The sequence below is a fragment of the Aromatoleum tolulyticum genome (genome assembly GCF_900156155.1).
GTDB classification, from domain to species: Bacteria; Pseudomonadota; Gammaproteobacteria; order Burkholderiales; family Rhodocyclaceae; genus Aromatoleum; species Aromatoleum tolulyticum.
Map to the genome: position 1 here is coordinate 92,191 of NZ_FTMD01000010.1, position 23,095 is coordinate 115,285.

A 23,095-nucleotide genomic window follows, 5' to 3' on the forward strand; every position below is an offset into this window, starting at 1 on the left:
CCGGGAAGGGCTCACACGCTCGACAGGCGAGCGTCAGGCGATGCTCAGAGTCCGAGTCGCGCCAGGGTTTCCGCGGTCGGCACGCCGTCGGGCGTCCAGCCGCGCACCTTGTAGTACTCGGGCAGCATCTTGTCGAGGCCGTTGACGAGTCCCTTCGCCGGGCCGGTCTTGGCCGGTTCCTTCAACAGGCGCGGCGGCAGGTTGTCGTCCTTGGCGGTGAAGCCCGCGGCGTTGTTGAACTGGCGCTCGAGGTTCCAGATGCGTTCGCCGACCGCGTTGAGCTTCTCCATCGTCCATTCCTCGCCGCAGGCCGCCGCGAGTTGCGGCTGCACGTCGGCGAGCGTCCACGCGAAGGACGTGAATACGCAGATGCCGGCGGCGTCGAACACCGCGGTGGCGTCCTGGAAGGCCTTCACGAGTTCGGCCTTGCCTTCGGTGACGAGCGGATCGGTCTTGACCGGGATGCCCAGCACTTCGGACGCGACCGTATAGCCGCGCAGGTGGCAGGCGCCGCGGTTGGAGGTCGCGTACGCGAGGCCCATGCCCTGGATGCCGCGCGAGTCGTAGGCGGGGAACTCCTGGCTCTTGACGCTCATCGAGAGCTCGGGATGGCCGTACTTCGCGCACATGCGCGCCGAGCCCTGCCCGATCTCCTTGCCGAAGCCTTCGCCCGCTGCGGTCATCTCGGCGAGCTTCGCCAGCGCTTCGGCCGACCCGAAGGGCGTGTCGAGACCGATCTCTTCCTTCTTCAGCACGCCCATCTCGTAGAGTTCCATCGCCGCGCCGACGGTGGCGCCGAAGGAGATCGGGTCCATGCCCTGCTCGTTGCACAGCATGTTGGCGTACTGCAGCGCCTCGAGGTCGCCGACGCCGTTGGCGGCACCGAGCGCCCAGGCGGCTTCGTACTCCAGGCCGCCCGATGCGCCCCAGTACTGCGGGCTGTTCTTGACGGTGAAGTGGTTCTTGTCGAGCTGCGAGATGCGCCCGCAGGCGATGGTGCAGCCGAAGCACGCGGCGTTGGTGATGAGGTGGGACTTGCCGTCGGTCGGGCGCTTCTCGTGCATCGCCTCGGCGGAAATCTTGGAGGCGTCCTCGAACTGCACGTCGCGGTGGTTGCGCGTGGGCAGCGCGCCGATCTCGTTGATGACGTTCATCAGCACCTGGGTGCCGTACTTGGGCAGGCCCTGGCCGGTCACCGCGTTGTCGGCGAGCACCTTCTTCGCGTCGGTGGTGGCCTTGAGGAAGGCCGGGAAGTCCTTGATGCCCGCGACGCCCTTGGTGCCGCGGATAGCAACCGCCTTGAGGTTCTTCGAGCCCATCACGGCGCCCACGCCCGAGCGGCCGGCCGCTCGGTGCAGGTCATTGATGACGACCGCGAACAGCACCTGGTTTTCGCCCGCCTTGCCGATCGAGGACACGCGGATCAGCGGATCCTGGTGGTCGGCCTTGATCTGCTCCTCGGTGTGCCAGCAGCTGGTGCCCCACAGGTGCGAGGCGTCGCGCAGTTCAGCCTTGTCGTTCTCGATGAAGAGGTAGACGGGCTTCGGCGACCGGCCTTCGAAGATGATCATGTCCCAGCCGGCGAACTTCAGCTCGGCGCCGAAGAAGCCGCCCGAGTTGGAACAGGCGATCGCGCCGGTGAGCGGTCCCTTGCAGCTCACGGTGTAGCGGCCGCCGGTGGAGGCCATCGTGCCGGTGAGCGGGCCGGTCGCCATGATCAGCTTGTTGTCGGGCGACAACGGGTCGACCTTGGGGTCGATCTCGGAGACCAGGTACTTGGCCGACAGTCCGCGCGATCCGAGGTATTCGTTGGCCCACTCCATGTTGAGGGGCTCTTCCTTGCACGTGCCCTGGGTGAGGTTCACCCGCAGGAGCTTGCGATTCCATGCCATGGTATTCCTCTCCTCTCAGGCCGCCGATGCGGGGGTGTTGGCCTTGGCAGCCCAGGCCTGCATGCGCGTAAGACCCGTCCAGTTGGCGTCGATGTATGTGATCGCGCCGGTCGGACAGGCTTTCGCACAGGCCGGATCGCCCTCGCACAGGTCGCATTTCTGCACCTTGCCGGTAGCCTGGTTGTAATTGACCGTGCCGAACGGACAGGCGATCGTGCACACCTTGCAGCCGACACAGGTGTCCTCGAACACCATTTTCGCGCCGGTGGTCAGGTCCAGCCGGATCGCATCGACCGGACAGGAGTGCATGCACCACGCGTCGGTGCACTGGGTGCAGGTGTAGGGCACCTTGCGCCCTTCATGCTCGAAATTGAAGACCTTGATCAGCGAGTCGCTGGGATTGATGACACCGGTATGTTCGTACGAGCAGGCCATCTCGCATTGCAGGCAGCCGGTACACTTCGCGGGGTCAATATAGAGCGATTTCCACATCGATGTACTCCTCCGTCGGTAGATTCGCTACGGGACACAACAGACCACTTTAGGCAAATACCATGCCCGTGACAATGTCTATCGCATAACAGGGCTGTCAACTCATCCGGCCGAGCTTGCGGTAGAGAGTGTTGCGGCTGACGCCGAGGCGACGTGCGGCGGCGGAGACGTTGCCGCCCACTTCACGCATGACCGTCGCGATCGCTTCGAGTTCGATTTCGTCCAGGCTGCGCGCCCCGATCGTGGCCGCCGGCGCAGGCGACGCGATGGCCGCGACCGGCATGGCCGTCATCGGGGTAGAAGGGGCGAGGCCTTCGCCGCCCTCCTCGCCATCGATGCCGAAGAGCTCCTCGGGCAGATGGATCGAGGCGATCTCGTGCTCGTTGTCGTCGAGCAGCGCGACGGCGACGCGGATGACGTTCTGGAGCTGGCGGACGTTGCCCGGCCAGGGGTAGCGTTCGAAGAAGCCCATGACCTCTTCGCTGATGCCGAGCGGCCCGCTGCGCCGGTCGGCCGATTCGATCTCGAGCAGGTTCGACACGATGCGGCGGACGTCGGTGCGTTCGCGCAGCGGCGGCAGGGTGACGGTGAGGCTGTTGACGCGGTAGTAGAGGTCTTCGCGGAACACGCCCTGCTTCACGGCGTCGCGCAGCACGCGGTGGGTCGCGCACACGAGGGAGATGTCGACCGGGATCGATTTCATCGAGCCGATCGGCGTGACGCTGCGCTCCTGCAGCACGCGCAGCAGGCGCGCCTGCATGCCGAGCGGCATGTCGCCGATTTCATCCAGGAACAGCGTGCCGCCGTGGGCCTGCTGCAGCTTGCCGACCGCGCCCTCGCGCCGCGCGCCGGTGAAGGAGCCGCCGACGTAGCCGAAGAGTTCCGATTCGATGAGGTTTTCCGGAATCGCCGCACAGTTGAGTGCGACGAAGGGTCCGTCGCTGCGCACGCCGCTGTTGTGGAAAGCACGGGCGAAGAGTTCCTTGCCGACACCCGATTCGCCCTGGATCAGCAGCGGGATGTCCTTGCCCTGCACGCGGCGCGCGCGGTCGAGGGCGAGTTGCAGGCGCGCATCGCCGGTCGCGAGGCTGTCGAGGGTGATGCGACCTTTCGAACCGTCCGAGGTTTTCGCCGGCCCCTTCGCCGACTCCTGCGCCGCTTCCTGCAATCTCGGCGCAGGAACCTCCGGGCGCGTCCGCCGGTGGCCGCGCACCTGCACATAGACGGCATCGCCGCGCCGCATTTCGAGCAGCAGCAGGTCGTCCGGCGCGTTGGCCGCGCGGTCGAGCACCTGGCCGAAGCCGGTGCGGAAGAGCATGCCGAAGGACGGTGCGTCGGCCAGTCCGGCCGTAAGTCCCAGCCATTCGCGCGCGACGGGATTGGCGCCGACGATGCGGCCGTCGGCATCGACCGCGAGCATCGCTTCCTGCAGGCTGCCGACGTATTCGGGGCGCGGATGGAAGGCGATGCGGATTTCCTTGGCGAACTCCGCCTCGAAGAGGCGCTTCTCGAGCAGTTGCACCGAGAGGCGCACGAGGCCCAGCGTATGGCGCTGGTTGCTGCGCGAGTCGCCCGAGATATCCAGCACGCCCGCGATGCACCCCTGTGCGTTGAACACCGGCGCGGCACTGCAGGTCAAAAAGCCATTGCGTTCCAGGTAGTGCTCGGCGCCATGGATTTCGACCGGTGCGCCTTCGAGGATCGCGGTACCGATCGCGTTGGTGCCGCGGAAGGTTTCATCCCACGACGCGCCCGGCTGCAGTGCGACGCGTTGCGCGCGGCCGACGAAATCGGGGTCGCCGAGGCAGTGCAGGATCATGCCCTTCGTGTCGGCAAGGATGACCATGCTGCCCGAGGCGCGGATCTGTTCGAACACGTGTTCCATGATCCCGCCCGCGTGCTCCAGCAGCCGCGCACTGCGGTCGCGCGCGTCGGAGAGCTGGGCGCGGCCCGCGGGGTCGATCAGGTAGGCATCCAGGTGGTCGAGCCCGCCGTTGCGACAGCGCTGCCAGGAACGCAGCACAGGAGGGGCGAGCCCGGCCTCCGGCGTCTGGCCAAGCTCGAAGAAAAATCGTCGCGCGTCCGAAATGGTGTTCTCGCGGCGATCCCGCAATTGCGGTAATACGGCCATCTTCTCCTCCTCTCCTGCGCGTCACTTTGGGGACTATTTTTTTGTTTGTCCCTTGTGTCAGAAAGTAGCACCTGCACCAGGTCGAAGCAATCGGTCATCCGATCCGGCAACAACAGTGGAGCAATTTTCCTGCCAGCAGCTTTCAGGCGCCTTACCAAGGAAATACGCCGGATTCCGGGTCGCCTGGCCCACGTGGCACAGGGCTTGCGAAGGAAGGTGCAGATCCGGCACTCCGGGCGTCGTCAATCAGAGATGAGGAATCAGAAGGTGGACAAGCACAACAAGGAGACATTCACCCGCAAACTGCGCGCCGCGGCCTTCGCCGCCGGCCTCGCGCTCGGAGCGGGACTGGCCCACGCACACGGCGACGTGACGCCGCAGGCGGTGGATGTATCGACACTGCCCAAGCTCGGCGAGGAATGGCGCGCCGTCAATCCCTATCGCGACAACGCGGAGGCGATCCGCATCGGCGATTCGGCCTTCAACCAGAACTGCGCACGCTGCCACGGCCTCGGGGCGGTGTCGGGCGGCATCGCTCCGGACCTGCGCAAGCTCGACATCGCGCCGGAAACGGACGAGTATTTCCTGCAGCGCATCCGCAATGGCGTGAGTCGCAACGGCGCCGTGTATATGCCGCCGTTCGAGGGCATGCTGTCGCAGGAGGCGATGTGGGCAATAAAGGCCTGGCTGGAGACCGTACGTGAAAAATGAACGACGCGCATTCCTGATCGCAGCGGGCGCCATGATGGCAGGCGCCCTGCTCCCGGCCCACGCGGCCGCACAGCTCGAAGTGCAGCAGGCAGGTACCCTGCGGGTGGCCGTGTATGCCGACTATGCGCCCTTCTCGGCACGCGGCAAGGGCATCGACGTAGCCATCGCGCAGTCCCTGGCCGAGCGCCTGGGGATGCGCGCGGAGATCGTCGAGTTCCCGCCCGACGAGAACATGAGCGACGACCTGCGCAACATGGTGTGGAAAGGGCACTACCTCGGCCGGCGCCCGGCCGACGTGATGCTGCATGTGCCGGTGGATGCGCAGTTCGCGGCACAGAACGACAAGGTGGCGATCTTCGGCCCCTATCACCTCGAGACGATGGCGCTCGCGCGCAATCCCGCGCGGGTGCAGGCGGCAACGGGGTCGGCGGCGGTCGCCTTCGAAGTATTCACGCGCGAGAAAGTCGGCGTGGAGCTCGACACGCACGCCAGCGACTTCATGCTGCATGTGCTGAACGGACGGCTGCGCGACAACGTCGTCCATTTCCGCAGCGTCGCCGAAGCCGCCGCGGCCATGGTGAAGGGCGAGGTCAGCGCCGTGATGGCACCGCGCAGCCAGCTCGAAGCCGCATTGAAGGAACAGAAGCAGTTCGAGATCGACGCGCTGAACATGCCTGAATTGCGGGTGAAGGGCTGGCCGCTCGGCATGGCCGTGAAGGCCGACAGCAAGGAGCTGGCGGCGGCGCTATCGGAAGCGCTGGCGGACCTGCAGCGCTCGGGCGAACTCGCACGGATCTTCTCGGCCCACGGCGTCACGCACAAGCTTCCCTGAACGGCTTTCGGGGCACTCGGCGCCCCGAAAAATTGCCGGATGTTCGATAAACCCTATGCACGGTTTTGCAGAACATCCGGCTTCTTTTTGCCTCTGTTGTTCCGTTATGGAGCACCTGCTCCATGGTGTGACAGGAGCAGGTCAGGCAGGCTTGCCGCCCGTCCGTCTGAGCATCCCGCGCTGCGGATCGTAGCCGCGCACCGCAAGCGTGAAGAACACGGCAAGGCAGCCAGCCACGATCGCCAGCGAGGTGGCGGCGAGCTGGCCGTAGAGGGCGAAGCGGATCGCCTCGACGGCGTGGGTGAAGGGGTTCCACTGCGCGACCGCATGCACGACCGCTGCGCCCGATTCCTCGAGTTTCCACAGCGGATAGAGCGCGGGCGAGACGAAGAACATCGGGAAGATCACGAAGTTCATCGTGCCGGCGAAGTTCTCGAGCTGGCGCACCTGTACCGACAGCAGCAGGCCCAGCGCGCCGAGCATCATCCCCGCGAGCACGATCACCGGCAGCGCGGTGAGCCAGCCGGCCCACGGCACCTCGACGTCGAACAACCAGGCGATGACGAGAAAGACGTAGGCCTGCAGCACCGACAGCAAGGTGCCCGCAAGGAGCTTGGCGAAGAGGAGGAAGCTGCGCGGCAGCGGCGCGGTCAGCAGCAGCCGCATCATGCCCATCTCGCGGTCGTACACCATCGCGAGCGAGGACTGCATGCCGTTGAAGAGCAGCACCATGCCCAGCAGCCCCGGCACGATGTACACCTGGTACGGGATGTAGGTGTCGTAGGGCGGGATGATCGACACCCCGAAGACGTTCTGGAAGCCCGCCGCGAAGACGACCAGCCACAGGAGCGGGCGCACCAGCGCCGAGGCGAAGCGGCCGCCCTGGCGCACGAACTTGGCGATCTCGCGGCCGGCGATCGCCTGCAGCGCGAGCCATGCGTGGGAGAGTCTCATCGGTCGTGCCTGTCAGAACGCACAGCGGCTGTCGCGCTGGTCGAAGCCGAGGGTGTCCATGTTGTTGGTCGGGTGCAGGAAGCCCGCGATCGGCGCGCGCTCGATCACTGCGTTGTGGGTCGCGAGCAGCACGGGCTGGCGCAGCTGGTTGTCCCAGGCGCGGAAACCGAGACGATTGCCTTTGAAGCCGTCGAGCGCGATCTCCTCGCCCTTGAGGTATTTCGCGACCGTGCCGAAGGGGGCGTTCTGCGTGCGCACGACCGCTTCGACGACCGCCTTCACCGCCATCCACGCGGCCCAGTCGGGGTCGGCCATCTTGCGGCCGGCGTGCTTCTCGAGGCGACTGTTGAGTTGCGGCGCGCCGTGACGCTCCCACGCCCACGACCACGCGGCCGCGGCGAGGCCTTCGCCGCCGACGACCGGGCGCGGACGCACCGTGCGGTAAGGGACGCTGCGCGCGAACTCGCCGTCGCTGTCGGCGACGAAGACGACGTCGTGCTCACTGCCGGCCGTGAGCAGCGCGACGTTGCCCTGGTCGCGCTGGCGCGGGTCGTTGCTGAGCACGAAGGGGCGGCGCTCGACGAGCTTCAGGCCGAAGCGCTTGGCGGCGCGGTCGAAGGCGTCGGCGACGAGCTTGTCCTCGGGACGCGGACCTTCGAGCATCAGCACGTTGCGCCACTTCTTCGATACCAGGTACTGCGCGAGCGCATCCATGCGCATCGCGTCGTTCGGCAGCGTATGCAGCAGGTTGGGCTGGCATTGCGCCTGGCGTAGCGCGTCGTCCGGCGCGGAGACGTTGAAGAGCAGGAGTTCCTTCCCTCGCACGGCTTTGGCGACTTCGGCGACGACGGCGCCGGGGGCATCGAGGAGGAAGTAGCGCACCCCTTCCTTGTTGAGCCTGTCGATCGCGGCGAGCAGCGCCTTCGCATCCGCGCCGGTGACGCGTTCGAGCGCGAATTCGGCGCCCACCGCCTGACCGACGAAACGCGCCTCGCGCAGCGCGACTTCCGCGCCGGCGAAGGGCCGCCCGAGGGGCTGGGCGAGGCCGCGGAAGAAGAGTTTCGTCTCGTCGTAACGGGAATCGGTTTCGAGTTCCAGATGGGCGATACGCACATTCGTGGCGGCAAACGCGGACGCGGCCACGAGCGCGGCAAAGCTGCCGAGCGTGGCGCGCAGGAGAAGTCCGAGGCTGATGCGCATGGACAGTCCCCCTCAGTCGTCGATCACGACGGTGTGCGGCACGCGCCCGACCGGCACCGAGCGCAGCACCTTGCGGGTCTTGGTGTCGACGACCGAGATGTCGTCGGACAGGCCGTTGGCAACGAAGAGCAGGCTGCCGTCGCGGTTGAGGCTCGCGCCCCACGCGCGGTTGCCCACCAGCACGTAGTCCTGCACCTTGCGGCTCGCGACGTCGACCACCGCGATGTGATTGGCGCGCCCGAGCGTGACGTAGGCGGTCTTGCCGTCGCCCGTCATCGCGATGCCGACCGGGGTGACGTCGTCGGCGCGGAAGCCCTTGGGGGTGAAGGCGATCGTGGCCTTGACGGCGCTGGTGGCGCCGTCGAGCACGGTGACCTTGCCGCCGAGCTCGGAGGTGACCCACACCTCGGCGCCGTCCGGCGTCATCGCGAAGCGGCGCGGGCGGTTGGCGACGACGACGTTGGCGAGGATCTTGTGCGTCGCGGCGTCGATGACGTGCACCATGTTCGCGACCTCCGAGGTCGCATACACGCGCTTGCCGTCGGGCGACAGGCGCACGCCCTCGGGCTCCTCGCCGACCTCGATGCGGGCGACGGGCTTTTTCGTCGCGACGTCGATCACCGACACCTGCGCGCCCTCCTCGTTCGAAACGTAGAGCCGCTTGCCGTCGGGCGAGAGGTCGAACATCTCGGGGTCCTCGCCGACGGGGATGCTGTGGGTGACCTTGAGCTGGGCGATGTCGATGACGTCGACGCGGTCGGCCTTGCTGGCGATCACGTAGAGCTGGCTGCGATCGGGCGACAGGCGCATGTCGCGCGGACGCTGGCCGGTGGGGATGGATTTGACGACCTGCCAGCTCTTGCTGTCGAACACGGTCACGGCGTGGTCGTTCTCGCTGCTGACGAACACGTAGCCGGTGCCCTTGGCAGCGGCGGCGCCCGCGGCGAGCATGAAGATGCAGGCGGCGATGAGTCGGGTGCGGGGAATCAAGCGGGTCTCCTGTCGGGGTCGGATTTCCGGAACTGTTCTTTTTGGTTTGAAGGCGTTCAGTCGCTGCGCTCGCCGCCACCGCCGGTCATCTGCAGGAAGGCGTCGGCGAGGGTCGCGGTGCCGGCCTGATCGGCGAGTGCCTGCGGCCGGCCTTCGGCGAGGATCTGGCCGCGATGGAGCACGACGACGCGGTCGGCGGCCTCCGCCTCATCGACGAGATGGGTCGCCCACAGCACGGCGACGCCGCGCGCGCGCAGCGCCAGCACTTCGTCGAGGAGCTGGCGGCGGGAGGCCGGATCGAGGCCGACCGTGGCCTCGTCCATCAGCAGCACCGCGGGCTCATGCACCAGGGCGCGCGCCAGCTCGACCTTGCGGCGGTTGCCGCCGGAGAGTTCGCGCACGGGGTCCCCCGCGCGCTCGGTGAGGCCAAGGCGACCGAGGGCGTCGGCGACGCGGTCGCGCGCGTGTCGCCCCCCGAGACCGTGCAGCGCGGCGTGGAACTTGAGGTTCGCGGCGACGCCGAGATCGAGGTCGAGCGTGCTCTGCTGGAACACGACCCCGAGGTGCGCGAGCGCCGCGACCGGGGCCTTGCGGATGTCGTGGCCGCACACGGCGAGCCGCCCGGAGTCGGCGTTGAAGAGGCCGGTCAGGAGCTGGAACAGCGTGCTCTTGCCCGCACCGTTGGGTCCGAGCAGCGCGACGAACTCGCCGCGGTCGACCTTGAGCGTGACGCCACGCAGCGCCTCGCGCGTGCCGTAGGCCTTGCGCACGTCGGCGAGCTCGAGCGCGGCGCCCGCCTGCGCCGAATCGCGGGTGCGGGGGGATGCGTCGACGGCAGTGTTCATGCGCTCATTCATCCTGGGGCTCGTGCGGTTCGCTGGTGAGCCCGGCGAGGAGCTCGGGGTGCCGGGCAAGCAGCTCGGCGTGCAGCGCCTGCACGGCTGCATCGTCGGGGGCGCGCGGGCGCGCGAGGGTAAGGGGAAGCTCGAGCACGACGCGCCCGGGGGCGGCCGAGAGGAAGCAGATGCGGTCGGCGAGCGCGAGCGCTTCGCGCAGGTCGTGGGTGACGAAGAGCACGGTCGCGCCCGAGCGCTGCCACTGTTCGACCAGCATCGCGCGCAGGCGGTTGGCGGTGGGCACGTCGAGCGAGACGAAGGGCTCGTCCATCAGCAGGAGCTTCGGTTCGATGACGAAGGCGCGTGCGAGGGCGACACGCCGCTGCATGCCGCCCGACAGGCGCCCGGGGTAGGCGTCGAGCACGTCGGCCAGGCCCATCGCGGCGAGGAGGTCGCGCGCGCGCCGCTGTGCCGCGGGGCTCGCGTCGGTGACGAGGAGCACGTTGTCGAGCACCGTGAGCCAGGGCATCAGGCGCGGCTCCTGGAACATGAAGCCGATGTCGTGCGTGGAGTCGGCGAACGGGGCGCCGCCAAGGCGCACGCGGCCGTCGACGTCGCGGTCGAGCCCGCCGACGACGTTGAGCAGCGTGCTCTTGCCGCAGCCCGAGGGGCCAACGACGCACACGAACTCACCGGGGGCGGCCTCGAGGTGCAACCCGGCGAGCGCCAGATGCGGGGCCCCGGCGCGGTCGGGGTAGGTCTTGCGGTCGATGACGATGTCGAGCATTCAGGATCTCCAGCGCGTGAGGCGTCGCTCGAGCGGACGCAGGACGGCCGCTTCGACGACGAGCACGACGGCGGCAAACACGAGCGTGTAGGCGAGGATGCCGGTAATGTCGAAGAGCTGGAAGAACATGTTGAGCTGGAAGCCGACGCCATTGCTGCGGCCGAGGAGTTCGACCACGAGCACGATCTTCCAGATCAGCGACAGCCCCGAGCGCGCTGCGGCCATCAGGTAGGGGACGAGCTGGGGCAGATAGACGCGGGCGAAGGTGCGCAGCCGCGGCAGCCGATAGGCGTGGGCAACCTGCATCAGGCGGGCGTCGACCGCGCGCGCGCCTTCACGCACGGTGACGACCACCGTCGGGATCTTGTTCAGGGCGACGGCGACGATCGCGGCGGCGTCGTTCAGCCCGAACCACACGTAGCACAGGATGATGGTGACGAGCGCGGGGATATTGAGCCCGAGCACGAGCCAGCCGTCGAGGAGCGCATCGAGACGGCGCCAGCGCCCCATCGCGATGCCGATCGCGGCGCCGAGGGCCATCGCCAGCCCGAAGGCGACCACGACGCGCGCGAGCGTGATGGCCAGATGCGTCGGCAACGCGAGCGAGGCGGTTTCGGCGGCGATGCGCGCGAATACGGTGGCCGGGGTGGGCAGCGTCTGGCTGGCGAAGAGCCATGCGGCGAGCTGCCACAGCAGCAGGAAGGCGGCGAGCGAGGCCGCGCGCAACCAACCTTCGCCCTGCGGGCCGTTGCGTTTCATCGCGCGCCGGACGGGCACGGCCGGCTGCGGCCAGGGCGCGGAGTCATCGACACCGGCCTTCATCAGCGCGGGGCGCCCACACGCCAGAAAGTGCCCGCCGGCAGTGCGGTGGCACTGCCGACGAGTTCGGCACCGCCTTCCTGCGCGAGGATCGCAAACACGCGCCGCGCGGTGCGTTCGGCCTGCGCGATGTCCTCGCCGGGGATGCCGGCGCGGAAGCCGTCGCGCAGCGCGGCGAGCGTCGCGTCGTCCTCGGCGCGCGTGAGCGGACGCAGCTCCTCCCACACCGCATCCGAGCTTTGCATGTGGCGGCGCGCCTGGGCGCCGGCGCGCAGGAAGCCTTCGAACGCCACACGGTTCTTCGCCGCCCAGTCCTCACGGAAAACCCAGCCGATCATCGGCAATTCGCCTTCGACGCCGAGCCCCTTGAGGACGTCATCGAGGGAAAGGAGCTCGCGCATCCCGGCCGCACGCAGCCGCGCCGCGAAATGCCAGAAGTTCATCACCGCCGGGAGCTCGCCCTTCAGCATCAAGGCGTTCAACAGCGGCGGCGCGCCGAAATCCGGCTTCACGAGCGTCGCGGCGTCCTCGCCGAGGGTCTTGCGCGAATACGCGCGCAACAGCAGCCAGCTCTTGTCCAGCGCACCGCCGGCGACACCCAGGCGCTGGCCGCGCAGGTCGGCGAGCGAGCGCACATTCGCATCCGGGCGCACCATGATGCCGCCCACCGCGCGCGAATACGGCACGAAGGCGAAGTCGCGCCCCTCGGCGCGCTGGCGTGCGACCCAGATCCAGTCGTTCACGATCAGGTCCACCGCTCCGCCCTGCAGCGCGACGTTCGCGGCGTCCTTCTGCGCGAGCGGCACGACCTCGATGCGCACCCCCTCGCGCTCGGCGTAGCCCTGCCGCTTCATCACCTCGAGCTCCCAGCTCACCGTGCCGTACTGCAGCACGCCGATGCGGATCGGCACGGGATCGGCCGCGCGCACCGGCGCGATCAGGCAGGCAAGGAGCGCAGCCGCCACCAGGCACGCGCGCGCAAACGGTCGCAGCATTGATGTGTCTCCATCGTTCTTGTGTCAGCGCCCGCCGGATCGAGCCGGGGACGGTCGTGTTTCCAATGCAGGATTCGATCCAGCCCTCCCGCGCGGCTGCGAACCGCCTCGCCGCGCCCCGCCTGCTCCGATATGGAACAGTTGCTCCATATCGGAACACAACCCCGGAAAACGGCGCATCGCGGGCACTTCAGGCGGATCGATCACCCGCCTTGAGCATAGCGCATGATCAGCCCTCGTTTGCGAGGAGCGCAAGTTCCTCGTCCGTGAACAGGCGCGCGTCAGGAAAGTCAGTCCCTCCGGACCTTCGAGCGAGAACCTCCCGCGCCTTCCGTGGCCAGGACGCGTCGAATCACGATTCGCCCCCTTGCCGTCACGACGCAAAAAAAAACGGGCGGCCTTGGCCGCCCGTGAAGCTCTTCCGCTGTGGACGGAGGAGAGGGAGAGAAGAACAACATGAGCGCAGCGGGCGCCGAAATGCTGCGCCCGGCCGCCTCCGCGCTCAGAAGAAGCCGAGCGCGAGGGCTGGTAACGCGCTCAGAAGAAACCGAGCGCGAGGCCCTGGTAACGCGCTCAGAAGAAACCGAGCGCGTTGGGGCTGTAGCTCACCAGCAGGTTCTTGGTCTGCTGGTAGTGGTCGAGCATCATCTTGTGCGTCTCGCGGCCGATGCCGGACTCCTTGTAGCCGCCGAAGGTGGCGTGGGCCGGGTAGGCGTGGTAGCAGTTGGTCCATACGCGGCCGGCCTTGATGGCGCGGCCCATGCGGTAGGCCGTGCTGCCGTCGCGCGACCACACGCCGGCACCGAGACCGTACGGGGTGTCGTTGGCGATCTCGAGCGCTTCCGCTTCGTCCTTGAAGGTCGTCACGGCCAGCACCGGCCCGAAGATCTCTTCCTGGAAGATGCGCATCTTGTTGTGGCCCTTGAACAGGGTCGGCTGGATGTAATAGCCCTCGGCCAGCTCGCCGCCGAGACGGGCGCGGTCGCCGCCGATCAGCAGTTCGGCGCCTTCCTGCTTGCCCACGTCGAGGTAGGACAGGATCTTGTTCATCTGGTCGGTCGAGGCCTGCGCACCCATCATCGACGCGGTATCGAGCGGGCTGCCCTGCTTGATCGCCTTGACGCGCGCCAGCACGCGCTCCATGAACTTGTCGTAGATCGACTCCTGGATCAGCGCGCGCGACGGGCAGGTGCACACTTCGCCCTGGTTGAAGGCGAACAGCACCATGCCTTCGACCGCCTTGTCGAAGAGGGCGTCGTCGGCCGCGGCGATGTCCTCGAAGAAGATGTTGGGCGACTTGCCGCCGAGTTCCAGCGTCGCGGGAATGAGGTTCTGCGCGGCGGCCTGGGCGATGACCCGGCCGGTGGCGGTGGAGCCGGTGAAGGCGATCTTGGCGATGCGCTTGCTGGTGGCCAGCGGCATGCCGGCTTCGCGACCGAAACCATTGACGACGTTGAGCACGCCCGGGGGCAGCAGGTCGGCGATCAGTTCGACCAGCACCAGGATGCTGACCGGGGTCGATTCGGCGGGCTTCAGCACCACGCAGTTGCCGGCGCCGATGGCCGGGGCGAGCTTCCACGCCGCCATCAGGATCGGGAAATTCCACGGAATGATCTGGCCGACGACGCCGAGCGGCTCATGGAAGTGGTACGCGACGGTGTGTTCGTCGATCTCGCTGATGCCGCCTTCCTGAGCACGCAGGCAGCCGGCGAAGTAGCGGAAATGGTCGATCGTCAGCGGAATGTCGGCGTTCAGGGTTTCGCGGATCGCCTTGCCGTTGTCGACGGTCTCGGCGTAGGCCAGCATTTCGAGGTTGGCTTCGAGGCGGTCGGCGATCTTGAGCAGGATGTTGGCGCGATCGGCCGCCGAGGTGCGGCCCCACTTGTCGGCTGCGGCGTGGGCAGCATCGAGGGCGAGATTGATGTCTTCCTCGGTCGAGCGGGCGACCTGGCAGAACGGCCGGCCCGAAATCGGCGTGAGGTTTTCGAAATACTGGCCGCGTACCGGCGCCACCCACTTGCCGCCGATGAAGTTGTCGTAGCGGCTCTTGAACTGGACCTTGGCGCCTGCCTTGCCGGGCATCTCGTAGATCATTGAACTCGTCTCCAGAAGTGTGTTGATTGGTCGAAACGCTGTCTCGCGTCGCCATCCCTTCCGCAGGGCGCGTGCCAGCAAGCGCCACCATCCTCCCGCGAAAAATATTTCGCTTTCCAAACATACACTTGCACGACAGTCACGGAGATTCTCGCAACCGGACGCGCCGCAATCCGGCACTGCTCCCGGCTGCTCTACAAGGCAACACCTGTTCCGATGCGTGACAACGCAGCCGGCTCCTGCGCCCTCCGTTTCTGCAAAAACCCCTTTGCAAGTGCGGTTCGACGCCGTCGGAATGATTCATGCTTCATCGCTCCCCATGATGGAAGCTTCACCCCCCCTGTCCCGGCCGGAAACGCTCGTCGCATCGTGGCAACGCAGCCGCGAGCACGGGCTGCGGCCCGACGAACCGCTCAATGACACGGCGCTCGCGCCGGGCGAACTCACGGACCGGATCGCGGCAAACAACCGCCTGCTGGCCTTCTCGCGCCCGATGATCGAAGGCCTGTACCGCCAGATCGGCAGCCCGTCGTCGACGGTGCTGCTGGCCGACCGCCAGGGCATGATCCTCAGCGCGCTGGGCCACACGGACTTCCTCGACCGCGCGACCCGCGTCGCACTGCGGCCCGGCGTCGACTGGAGCGAGGCCGTGATGGGCACGAACGCGATCGGCACGGCGCTGCACACCGGAACCGTCGTCACGGTGCAGGGCGACCAGCACTACCTCACGCGCAATCGCATCCTCACCTGCGTCGCGACGCCCATCCTCGCCCCGACGGGCGGCATGCTGGGCATCCTCGACGTGTCGTCGGACGCGCACGAGAACCTGACCCATGCCGAAGCGCTGCTGCGCACGACGGCCGAGCTGATCGAACACCGCCTGCTGGAAACGCTGGACGACGGTTTCCTCACCCTGCACTTCCACACGCGCCGCGATGCGCTGTCGGACCCCCTGCATGCGCTCGTCGTGTTCGACGAAGGCGGCCGGCTCGTCGCGAGCAATCGCAAGGCACGCGGACTGCTCGGCCTGGACGCGCGCCGCCCCGCAGCAGCCTATGAAGCCTGTTTTGCGACACCCTGGGGCAGCCTGGTCGGCTGGGCAGCGCAGGCGCCCGACGCGCCCTTTCCGCTCTACGACCTCAAGGGACGCACCCTCATCGCCCGCGCCAAGCTGCGTTCGCGGCGCCCCCCCGAAACGGGACCTCGCAGCGGAACGGCGCGCCACGACGATTCCCGCCTGGGCGCGATCGGTCACGGCGACGGGCGCATGGCGCGCATCGTCGAAACGCTGCACAGCTGCGCGGCGGAAAACACTCCGCTGCTGATCGAGGGCGAGATGGGAACCGGCAAGGCGCATCTGGTGCGCGCGTTCCATGAAGACCACAAGCCGACCGCGGACGCACCGCTGATCGGCATCGACTGCACGGTCCTGCCCAGCGGAGAAGCCGCGGAGGCGGAACTCGACCGCGCCTGGACGCAGGCGGCCAACGGCATCCTGTTCCTTGTGGAGATCGACGCACTACCCACGACGCTGCAGGCGCGACTCTTCGACGCCCACGACGGCAGCCGCGCCCGCGTGATCGGTGCGGCACGGCGGCCGCTCGCCGAACTGCGCCGCGAAGGGCGACTCGACCTGCGCAATTTCGAGGCGGCGGGCGGCCGGATCATCAGCCTGCCGCCGCTGCGCGAGCGTGACGATTTCGACGAACTCGTGCGCCATTTCGTGCGCGAGGCCGCCGCCGGGCGACCGATCTACGTGTGCCCCGACGCACTTGCGCTACTGCACCGCCACCGCTGGCCGGGCAACCTGCGCGAGCTGCGCAACCAGCTGCGCCTGATGCTCGCCCTGATGGGAGACGAGGCCAGCCAGCTGTGCCCCGAGGACATCCCGCCGGAACTGTTCGAGAACGCCGCCTGACCTTCCGCGGGATCAGGCCGGCTGCGCCGCCTCGTTGCGCGCGCGGACGAGCGGCAGCAACTGGATCGCCATCACGCACGCGAAGATCAGCGCGCCGCCCAGCAGCTGCATCGGCGTGAGTACCTCGCCGACGAAGATGCGCGCCGCGATCGCCGCGAACAGCGTCTCGCAGCTCAGCAGGATCGCCGCGTCGGCGGCCAGGGTATGCCGCTGCGCGACCACCTGCAGCGTGAACCCCAACCCCACCGAGAGGATGCCGGCGTAGGCGATCGACGGCAGCGCGCGCTCCAGCGCATCGATGCTCACGACCTCCAGCGCTCCCCCGCTGGCCATGCCCAGCACGCCGCACATCAGGAACTGCAGGCACGCGATCGTGATCGGGGCGCCGTGGCGTGCGGCCACCCGCCCGACCATCATCACGTGCGCGGCCCAGAACAGCGCGCTCGCGATCACCCACAGATCGCCCGTCGACAGCGCCGAGAGGCTGCCGCCGCCTAGCAGGAAGGTACCGCCGAGGCAGCCCGCGCTCGCCGGCCACACCGACCAGTGCAGGCGTTCGCGCAACAGCAGCGCACTCGCGACGGGCACCAACGGCACGTACAGCGCGGTGAGAAAGCCGGCGTTGCTCACGGTGGTGCCGGCGATGCCGATCTGCTGGAATGCCGCACCGAGGAAGAGCACCACGCCGAGCAGCAGCCCGCCCGCCAGATCGCGGCCATCCAGCCACACGCCGCGCCGCCCGAGCCGGCGTAGCTCGCGCGCGACCAGCGGCAGGATCACCACGGCGCCGAACAGGAAGCGCACACCGGTGAAGGTGAACGGACCGACGTCGCGCATGCCCGCCTGCTGGGCGACGAAGGCCGTCCCCCAGATCAGTGCTGCAACCAACAGGAGGCCATTGGCCTGCGCGCGCTTCATTCACCTGCTCCCGATGCGATCATGTTCGACGTGGCTGCCGATCCGGCCACCATCCGGGCGGATCCCGAGGCAGGAAAGGTCGACGAACGCTTCCCGCCCGCCGACAATGCTCCCGCCGGGGGGATGTCCCGGACCGGCCGAGGCGCCTTTATACCCGAGCGGCGGGCATCGCTGGAGAGAGCGCACGCTGGATTTTGTGCAGATCGCCATTCAACTCTGCCATTTCGTCAGAGCCATAGCATTTCGATACAAAATTGACCATTCTGTTTGAGCGACGCATCCTTCAAAGTTCGGCCCTGCGCAACGGCACCGACCAGGTCCCGCGACGCCTTCCGCCCTGCCCGACGAACCACATCCCGTCGCGCGGGGTCGAACCGAACCTTCGCACCGCGGACTGCGGCGCGCGCACTGGGGGTAAACCGACACCATGACGATTCTGAACGTAAGCCTGATTGGCGTTCCCACCGACGTAGGCGCCGGCACGCGCGGCGCCAGCATGGGCCCGGAGGCCCTGCGCGTGGCCGAGATTCACGCGGCGATCGCGGCCTTCGGTGCCGACGTGCGCGACTGCGGCAACCTCGTTGGCCCGGCGAATCCAAACCTGCCTGCGGTCGACGGCTTCCGTCACCTGCAGGAGGTGGCACAGTGGAACGAGATCCTGCACGAGGCGGTGTATGCCGAACTGTGCGCCGGACGCCTGCCGGTGATGATGGGCGGCGACCACTGCCTCGCGATCGGGTCCATCAGCGCCGTCGCGCGCCATTGCCGCAGCGTCGGCAAGAAGCTGCGCGTGTTGTGGTTCGATGCGCACGCCGACCTCAACACCGCGACAATGACGCCTTCCGGCAACATCCACGGCATGCCCGTCGCCTGCCTGTGCGGCCACGGCCCGGAAGTGCTGACGCGCATCGGCGGCCATATCCCGGCGATGCGCCCGGCCGAGATCCGCCAGATCGGCATCCGCAGCGTCGACGAGGGCGAAAAACGCTTCCTGTGCGAACTCGGGGTCGAAGTCTTCGACATGCGCTACATCGACGAAGTCGGCATGCGCGCGGTGATGGAACAGGCGCTCGCCGGCGTGGACGAGAACACGCACCTGCACGTCAGCCTGGATGTCGACTTCCTCGATCCGACCATCGCGCCGGGCGTCGGCACCACCGTGCGCGGCGGCCCGACCTACCGCGAGGCCGAGCTGTGCATGGAGATGATCGCCGACACCGAGCAGTTCGCCTCGCTCGACATCGTCGAACTCAACCCCGCGCTCGACCACCGCAACATGACCGCCGAACTGGCCGTCGATCTCGTCGAGAGCCTGTTCGGCAAGAGCACGCTGATGCGCATGCACCGGCAGACGCGCGGCAACCGCTGAACCGGCGGCACGCTCCGGCGCGCGGCCGCGCTCAGAAGTCGAGCCGCAGCGACACCCAGTGGCGACGGCCGACGACACGGTCGGCCGGACTGCCGTTGGACTTGAACTCGCCGTGGTCGCCGTCGAGCGACTGCACCGTGTACGCCACTTCGCCGCCCTGCCTCGCGATGCGGAACGGGTAGCCCAGGCGCGCGTCGGTGCGCACGTAGCCCCCGACCGAGGTGTTGCGCGTCCATCGCATCGGATCGACCCAGTATCGCGCCACGGAGCCTTCCAGGCCGTACGGCAGCTTCTGCATCCACAGCAGCGAGGAGGCGCGCCGCGGCGCGGATTCCTCGGCGAACGCATCGACCAGTTCCTTGCGGCCGCGGCGGGTCACCAGGTTGCTCGTTGGCGTGAGCGCGCCACCCGAGTAGTCGCTGTCGATGCGGATGAAGCTCTGCGACACCATCAGGCGCGTCGCCTCCAGCGGCTGCCACTTCCACTGGTATTCGACACCATCGATGCGGATATCCTGGATCGGCATCACCTGGTCGCCCAGCCGGTCGCGCACGTTCGGGTCGATCAGGAAGAGGCGGTCGCCCACGCGTTCGCGGAAGCCCCGAACGTCCAGGCTCATGCGCCAGTCCTTCCAGTCGCCGAGGTAACCGACTTCCCAGCTGTCCAGGCTCTCGGCCGGCAGATTGCGCGTTCCCGTGAACACGGCGCGCGTGGCGCTGCTGCGCAAGTTCGCGCGGTAGTCGAGAATGCTGGCCGTGCGCCACGCCCGCGTGTAGCCGGCGCGGACGGTATTCTCGGCGTTCAGGTGAAAGCCGCCGCTCGCGCGCGACGACACGTTGTTGCCGGCGAGCGAATCGTATTCGGACGAGAAACCCAGGTTTCCCGTGAACCATGCCACGGGCGCCCACTCCGCGTTCGCGAAGGCGCGGCTGACGTCGCGCGACACCTTGTTCTGCCCGTACAGCATACTCTTCGAGCGCAGCGTGTCCTGCCGCCAGCTCGCCCCCCACACGAGCCGCGTCCTGTCGAAGGGCGAGAAGGTGTGCTGCGCCTCGACCTCGCTGCGGTGGCCGCGATCACCGGACTCGTCGATACGCGCAAAACCTGCCGGAAGACCGGGATCGACGTATTCGTCGCTCGCCTCGTCGGCCGAGTAGGCATAGCGCAGCGAGAAATCGGAGCCCTCGGACAAGGTTCGCAGCCAGCGAAGCTGCAGCCAGTTGCTCGACTGATCGAAATCGCGGATCGGATTCTCCGGATCGCTGCGGAACAGCTCGCCGCTGCGGTTCACGAAGTCCTTGTCCAGGCGCCCGAAAGTCATCACGCCCTCGATCCGGCCCGCGTGCAGGTCGAGTTCGTCGCGCACGCCGAGGCGCCAGGTCGCGCGCAGGTCCAGCAGGCGCGAGCGGAAGCTGTCGATCCAGTCGTACTGGTCCTCCAGCCCGTCGTCGTCGAGCTGCTGATAGGTCACGCGAAACTCGCCTTCCTCGCCCAGCCGCGCGCCGCCGCGCAACGTGTAGTCGCGCACCCCCTGGCTGCCGTGGTTGGCCGCCACCGAGACGCCGCGCACCAGCGCAGGATCGACGGTGACGATGTTGATCACGCCGAGGAAGGCATTCGTGCCATAGGAGGTGGTGTTCGACCCGCGCACGACCTCGATGCGTTCGATGTCCTCGAGCGCGACCGGCATCAGCGCCCAGTTGACGCCGCTGCGGAACAGCGGCGAATGCAGCGAGCGGCCATCCACCAGCACCTGCACCCGCGGCGAGAAATCCTCGTCGGTGATGCCGTGATAGGTCACCCGCGCCGGATCGGTGTTGTGCGGAAAAGTCTGGAAGCCCGGCACGAGGCGGAACACGTCGTTGAGCGCGCGCACGCCCGCGGCCTTGATCGTCTCGCGGTCGATCACGGTGACCGCCGTCGGCGCGTCCACCTGCCGCTGCGGCAGCCGGCTCACGCTCGCCACGACGGGCAATTCACTGAAGAAGAGATTATCGTCCGCCGCCGCCGGGGCACCGACAAGCGCTGCCGCCACTGCCAGGACGGACGCCCCGCCGCTGCCGATCTTTCTTGTATTCACCTGCACACGACTCCCGCGGCCGCGACTCGAAGTGCATGAGTATCGAAGGTGTCGCTGCAGTGCGTCAATCCCGACCGCACCGGCGCGACTCCCGTTTCGACATGCGGATGCGGGCAACGCAGCCGCCCGCGAGCCACCGGTGCGCCACCTTGCCCCTTGTGACCTTACAATGCGCCCCGCTGCACCCAAAACAACAACACAGGATATAGCGCATGCATTCGCGCAAGGCATTGCCGGCCCTCACGGTCGGCGCGATCGGCGTGGTGTTCGGCGACATCGGCACGAGTCCGCTCTACGCCCTGAAGGAAATCTTCAACGGCCACCATCCCATTCCCGTCACCCCCGAAAACATCCTCGGCATCCTGTCGATGGTGTTCTGGTCGATCATGGTGCTGGTGACGCTCAAGTACGTGCTGATCATCATGCGGGCGGACAACCGCGGTGAAGGCGGCTCGCTGGCGCTGCTCGCGCTGATCGTCGACAAGGCGAAGAGCCGGCGGCTCACCTGGGTCGTGTCGATGCTGGGGGTGTTCGCGGCGGCGCTGTTCTACGGCGACAGCATGATCACGCCAGCCATCTCGGTGCTGTCGGCGGTCGAGGGCCTGGGCATCGTCGCGCCGGAGCTGCAATCCTTCGTCGTGCCCATCACGGTGACGATCCTCACGGCGCTGTTCATGATCCAGCGCCGCGGCACCGGCGCCGTCGGCCTGTTCTTCGGCCCGGTCATGGTCGGCTGGTTCGCGGTGCTGGCGGTGCTGGGCCTCAACGAAATCATCCGCCATCCGGAAGTGCTCGCGGCCCTGAACCCGATGTACGCGCTCGGCTTCATCGGCAACCACACCGCGCTCGCCTTCCTCGCCCTCGGCGCGGTCGTGCTCGCGGTGACCGGCGGCGAGGCGCTCTACACCGACATGGGTCATTTCGGCCCCTTCCCGATCCGCCTCGCGTGGTTCGCCTTCGTGATGCCGGCGCTGGTGCTCAACTACTTCGGCCAGGGCGCGCTGCTGCTGAACGAGCCGGCATCGATCGAGAATCCCTTCTTCCACCTCGGACCGTCGTGGGCCATGATTCCCATGTTGATCCTCGCGACGCTCGCCACCGTGATCGCATCGCAGGCAGTGATCTCGGGCGCCTTCTCGGTGGCGCGCCAGGCCGTGCAGATGGGCCTGCTGCCGCGCATGCTGATCGTGCACACCTCGGGCCAGGAAGAGGGGCAGATCTACGTGCCCTTCACCAACTGGACGCTCTACCTCGCCGTGGTCGCGCTGGTGCTGGGATTCCAGAGTTCCTCGAACCTGGCCGCCGCATACGGCATCGCCGTCACCGGCACGATGATGATCGACACCGTGCTCATCGCCTTCGTGATGGTCCTGCTGTGGCGCTGGAATCGCCTGCTCGTCGCCCTCGTCGCCGGCTCGCTGCTGGCGGTCGACATCGCCTTCTTCGCCGCCAACGCGATCAAGATCCCGCAGGGCGGATGGTTCCCGATCGCGATGGGGCTCGTATCCTTCACGGTGCTGACGACCTGGCGCCGCGGACGCGGCATCGTGCAGGAGGAGATCGCCAAGCAGGGCCTGTCGATGAACGATTTCATGGCCATGATCGGCAGCGTGCATCGCGTTCACGGCACCGCCGTGTTCATGACCAGCGCGAAGGACGGCGTGCCCGCCGCGCTGCTGCACAATCTCAAGCACAACCAGGTGATGCACGAACGCGTCGTGCTGGTCACGGTGCAGACCGCCGACACCCCCTACGTCAGTGAGCTGGACCGCATCTACCTCCATCACCTGAAGCAGGGCTTCATCCGCGTGATCCTGCGCTACGGCTTCATGGAAGACCCGGACATCCCGAGCGCGCTGGACCACTGCAGCCGCTTCGGCGAACCCTTCGACATGATGGAGACGACCTTCTACCTGTCGCGCGAAACGGTGATCCCGCGCCTGAGCCGCAGCCGCATCGCACCGTGGCGCGCACGTCTGTTCGCGTTCATGACGAAGAATGCGACGAGCGCGACGGACTTCTTCCGCATCCCGAACAATCGCGTCGTCGAACTCGGCACGCAGCTCGTGATCTAGCG

18 protein-coding genes are annotated in these 23,095 nt (G+C 67.6%); 5 read left to right on the forward strand and 13 right to left on the reverse strand.

What is annotated here, in order from left to right; translation table 11 throughout:
- Positions 1-44: 44 nt before the first annotated feature.
- The 3 genes from BW991_RS15560 to BW991_RS15570 all read right to left on the reverse strand — a co-directional run bounded on the left by BW991_RS15560 (position 45) and on the right by BW991_RS15570 (position 4,515).
- A complete protein-coding gene (locus tag BW991_RS15560) occupies positions 45-1,892 on the reverse strand; it encodes an aldehyde ferredoxin oxidoreductase family protein (RefSeq protein WP_076603031.1) in 1,848 nt (615 codons plus the stop codon).
- A 15-nt stretch (positions 1,893-1,907) separates the two neighbouring features.
- The gene (locus BW991_RS15565) at positions 1,908-2,384 is read right to left on the reverse strand and encodes a 4Fe-4S dicluster domain-containing protein (protein ID WP_076603032.1); all 477 of its coding nucleotides are present in this window, start codon (positions 2,382-2,384) and stop codon (positions 1,908-1,910) included.
- A 97-nt stretch (positions 2,385-2,481) separates the two neighbouring features.
- A complete protein-coding gene (locus tag BW991_RS15570) occupies positions 2,482-4,515 on the reverse strand; it encodes a sigma-54-dependent Fis family transcriptional regulator (RefSeq protein ID WP_076603033.1) in 2,034 nt (677 codons plus the stop codon).
- A 252-nt stretch (positions 4,516-4,767) separates the two neighbouring features.
- Between BW991_RS15570 and pedF the strand changes: the two genes are divergently transcribed.
- Positions 4,768-5,226, forward strand: a complete 459-nt coding sequence (gene pedF / locus BW991_RS15575) for a cytochrome c-550 PedF (protein WP_076603034.1) — start codon at positions 4,768-4,770, stop codon at positions 5,224-5,226.
- The gene (locus BW991_RS15580) at positions 5,216-6,058 is read left to right on the forward strand and encodes a substrate-binding periplasmic protein (RefSeq protein ID WP_076603035.1); all 843 of its coding nucleotides are present in this window, start codon (positions 5,216-5,218) and stop codon (positions 6,056-6,058) included. The genes pedF and BW991_RS15580 overlap by 11 nt, the downstream gene beginning before the upstream one ends.
- A gap of 141 nt (positions 6,059-6,199) precedes the next feature.
- Here the strand turns inward: BW991_RS15580 and BW991_RS15585 are convergent, their stop codons facing one another.
- The 8 genes from BW991_RS15585 to adh all read right to left on the reverse strand — a co-directional run bounded on the left by BW991_RS15585 (position 6,200) and on the right by adh (position 14,733).
- Complete coding sequence (locus tag BW991_RS15585) at positions 6,200-7,012, reverse strand: ABC transporter permease (protein ID WP_076603036.1); 813 nt, start codon at positions 7,010-7,012, stop codon at positions 6,200-6,202.
- Positions 7,013-7,024: 12 nt separating this feature from the next.
- Positions 7,025-8,206: an ABC transporter substrate-binding protein gene (locus tag BW991_RS15590; RefSeq protein WP_076603135.1), complete on the reverse strand. Its 1,182-nt coding sequence runs from the start codon at positions 8,204-8,206 to the stop codon at positions 7,025-7,027.
- Positions 8,207-8,224: 18 nt separating this feature from the next.
- A complete protein-coding gene (locus BW991_RS15595; RefSeq protein WP_483188941.1) occupies positions 8,225-9,202 on the reverse strand; it encodes a PQQ-dependent catabolism-associated beta-propeller protein in 978 nt (325 codons plus the stop codon).
- 56 nt (positions 9,203-9,258) lie between these two features.
- The gene (locus tag BW991_RS15600) at positions 9,259-10,047 is read right to left on the reverse strand and encodes an ABC transporter ATP-binding protein (RefSeq protein ID WP_076603037.1); all 789 of its coding nucleotides are present in this window, start codon (positions 10,045-10,047) and stop codon (positions 9,259-9,261) included.
- A gap of 4 nt (positions 10,048-10,051) precedes the next feature.
- Positions 10,052-10,825, reverse strand: coding sequence for an ABC transporter ATP-binding protein (locus tag BW991_RS15605; RefSeq protein WP_076603038.1), 774 nt, complete (start codon positions 10,823-10,825; stop codon positions 10,052-10,054).
- Positions 10,826-11,584: an ABC transporter permease gene (locus BW991_RS15610; RefSeq protein ID WP_244551718.1), complete on the reverse strand. Its 759-nt coding sequence runs from the start codon at positions 11,582-11,584 to the stop codon at positions 10,826-10,828.
- A gap of 62 nt (positions 11,585-11,646) precedes the next feature.
- The gene (locus BW991_RS15615; protein ID WP_076603040.1) at positions 11,647-12,639 is read right to left on the reverse strand and encodes an ABC transporter substrate-binding protein; all 993 of its coding nucleotides are present in this window, start codon (positions 12,637-12,639) and stop codon (positions 11,647-11,649) included.
- Positions 12,640-13,212: 573 nt separating this feature from the next.
- A complete protein-coding gene (gene adh, locus BW991_RS15620; protein WP_076603041.1) occupies positions 13,213-14,733 on the reverse strand; it encodes an aldehyde dehydrogenase in 1,521 nt (506 codons plus the stop codon).
- A 319-nt stretch (positions 14,734-15,052) separates the two neighbouring features.
- On the opposite strand from adh, the gene BW991_RS15625 reads away from it, so the two are divergent.
- On the forward strand, positions 15,053-16,651 hold the full coding sequence (locus BW991_RS15625) for a sigma-54-dependent Fis family transcriptional regulator (protein ID WP_076603042.1): 1,599 nt from the start codon (positions 15,053-15,055) through the stop codon (positions 16,649-16,651).
- A gap of 12 nt (positions 16,652-16,663) precedes the next feature.
- Here BW991_RS15625 and BW991_RS15630 read toward each other — a convergent pair whose 3' ends face one another.
- On the reverse strand, positions 16,664-17,569 hold the full coding sequence (locus BW991_RS15630) for a DMT family transporter (protein ID WP_076603043.1): 906 nt from the start codon (positions 17,567-17,569) through the stop codon (positions 16,664-16,666).
- Between the two features lie 427 nt (positions 17,570-17,996).
- On the opposite strand from BW991_RS15630, the gene rocF reads away from it, so the two are divergent.
- Positions 17,997-18,938: an arginase gene (rocF, locus tag BW991_RS15635; RefSeq protein WP_076603044.1), complete on the forward strand. Its 942-nt coding sequence runs from the start codon at positions 17,997-17,999 to the stop codon at positions 18,936-18,938.
- A gap of 31 nt (positions 18,939-18,969) precedes the next feature.
- On the opposite strand, the gene BW991_RS15640 is transcribed toward rocF, so the two are convergent.
- On the reverse strand, positions 18,970-21,018 hold the full coding sequence (locus BW991_RS15640; protein WP_244551719.1) for a TonB-dependent receptor plug domain-containing protein: 2,049 nt from the start codon (positions 21,016-21,018) through the stop codon (positions 18,970-18,972).
- Between the two features lie 212 nt (positions 21,019-21,230).
- On the opposite strand from BW991_RS15640, the gene BW991_RS15645 reads away from it, so the two are divergent.
- A complete protein-coding gene (locus tag BW991_RS15645) occupies positions 21,231-23,093 on the forward strand; it encodes a potassium transporter Kup (protein ID WP_076603045.1) in 1,863 nt (620 codons plus the stop codon).
- Positions 23,094-23,095 lie beyond the last annotated feature (2 nt).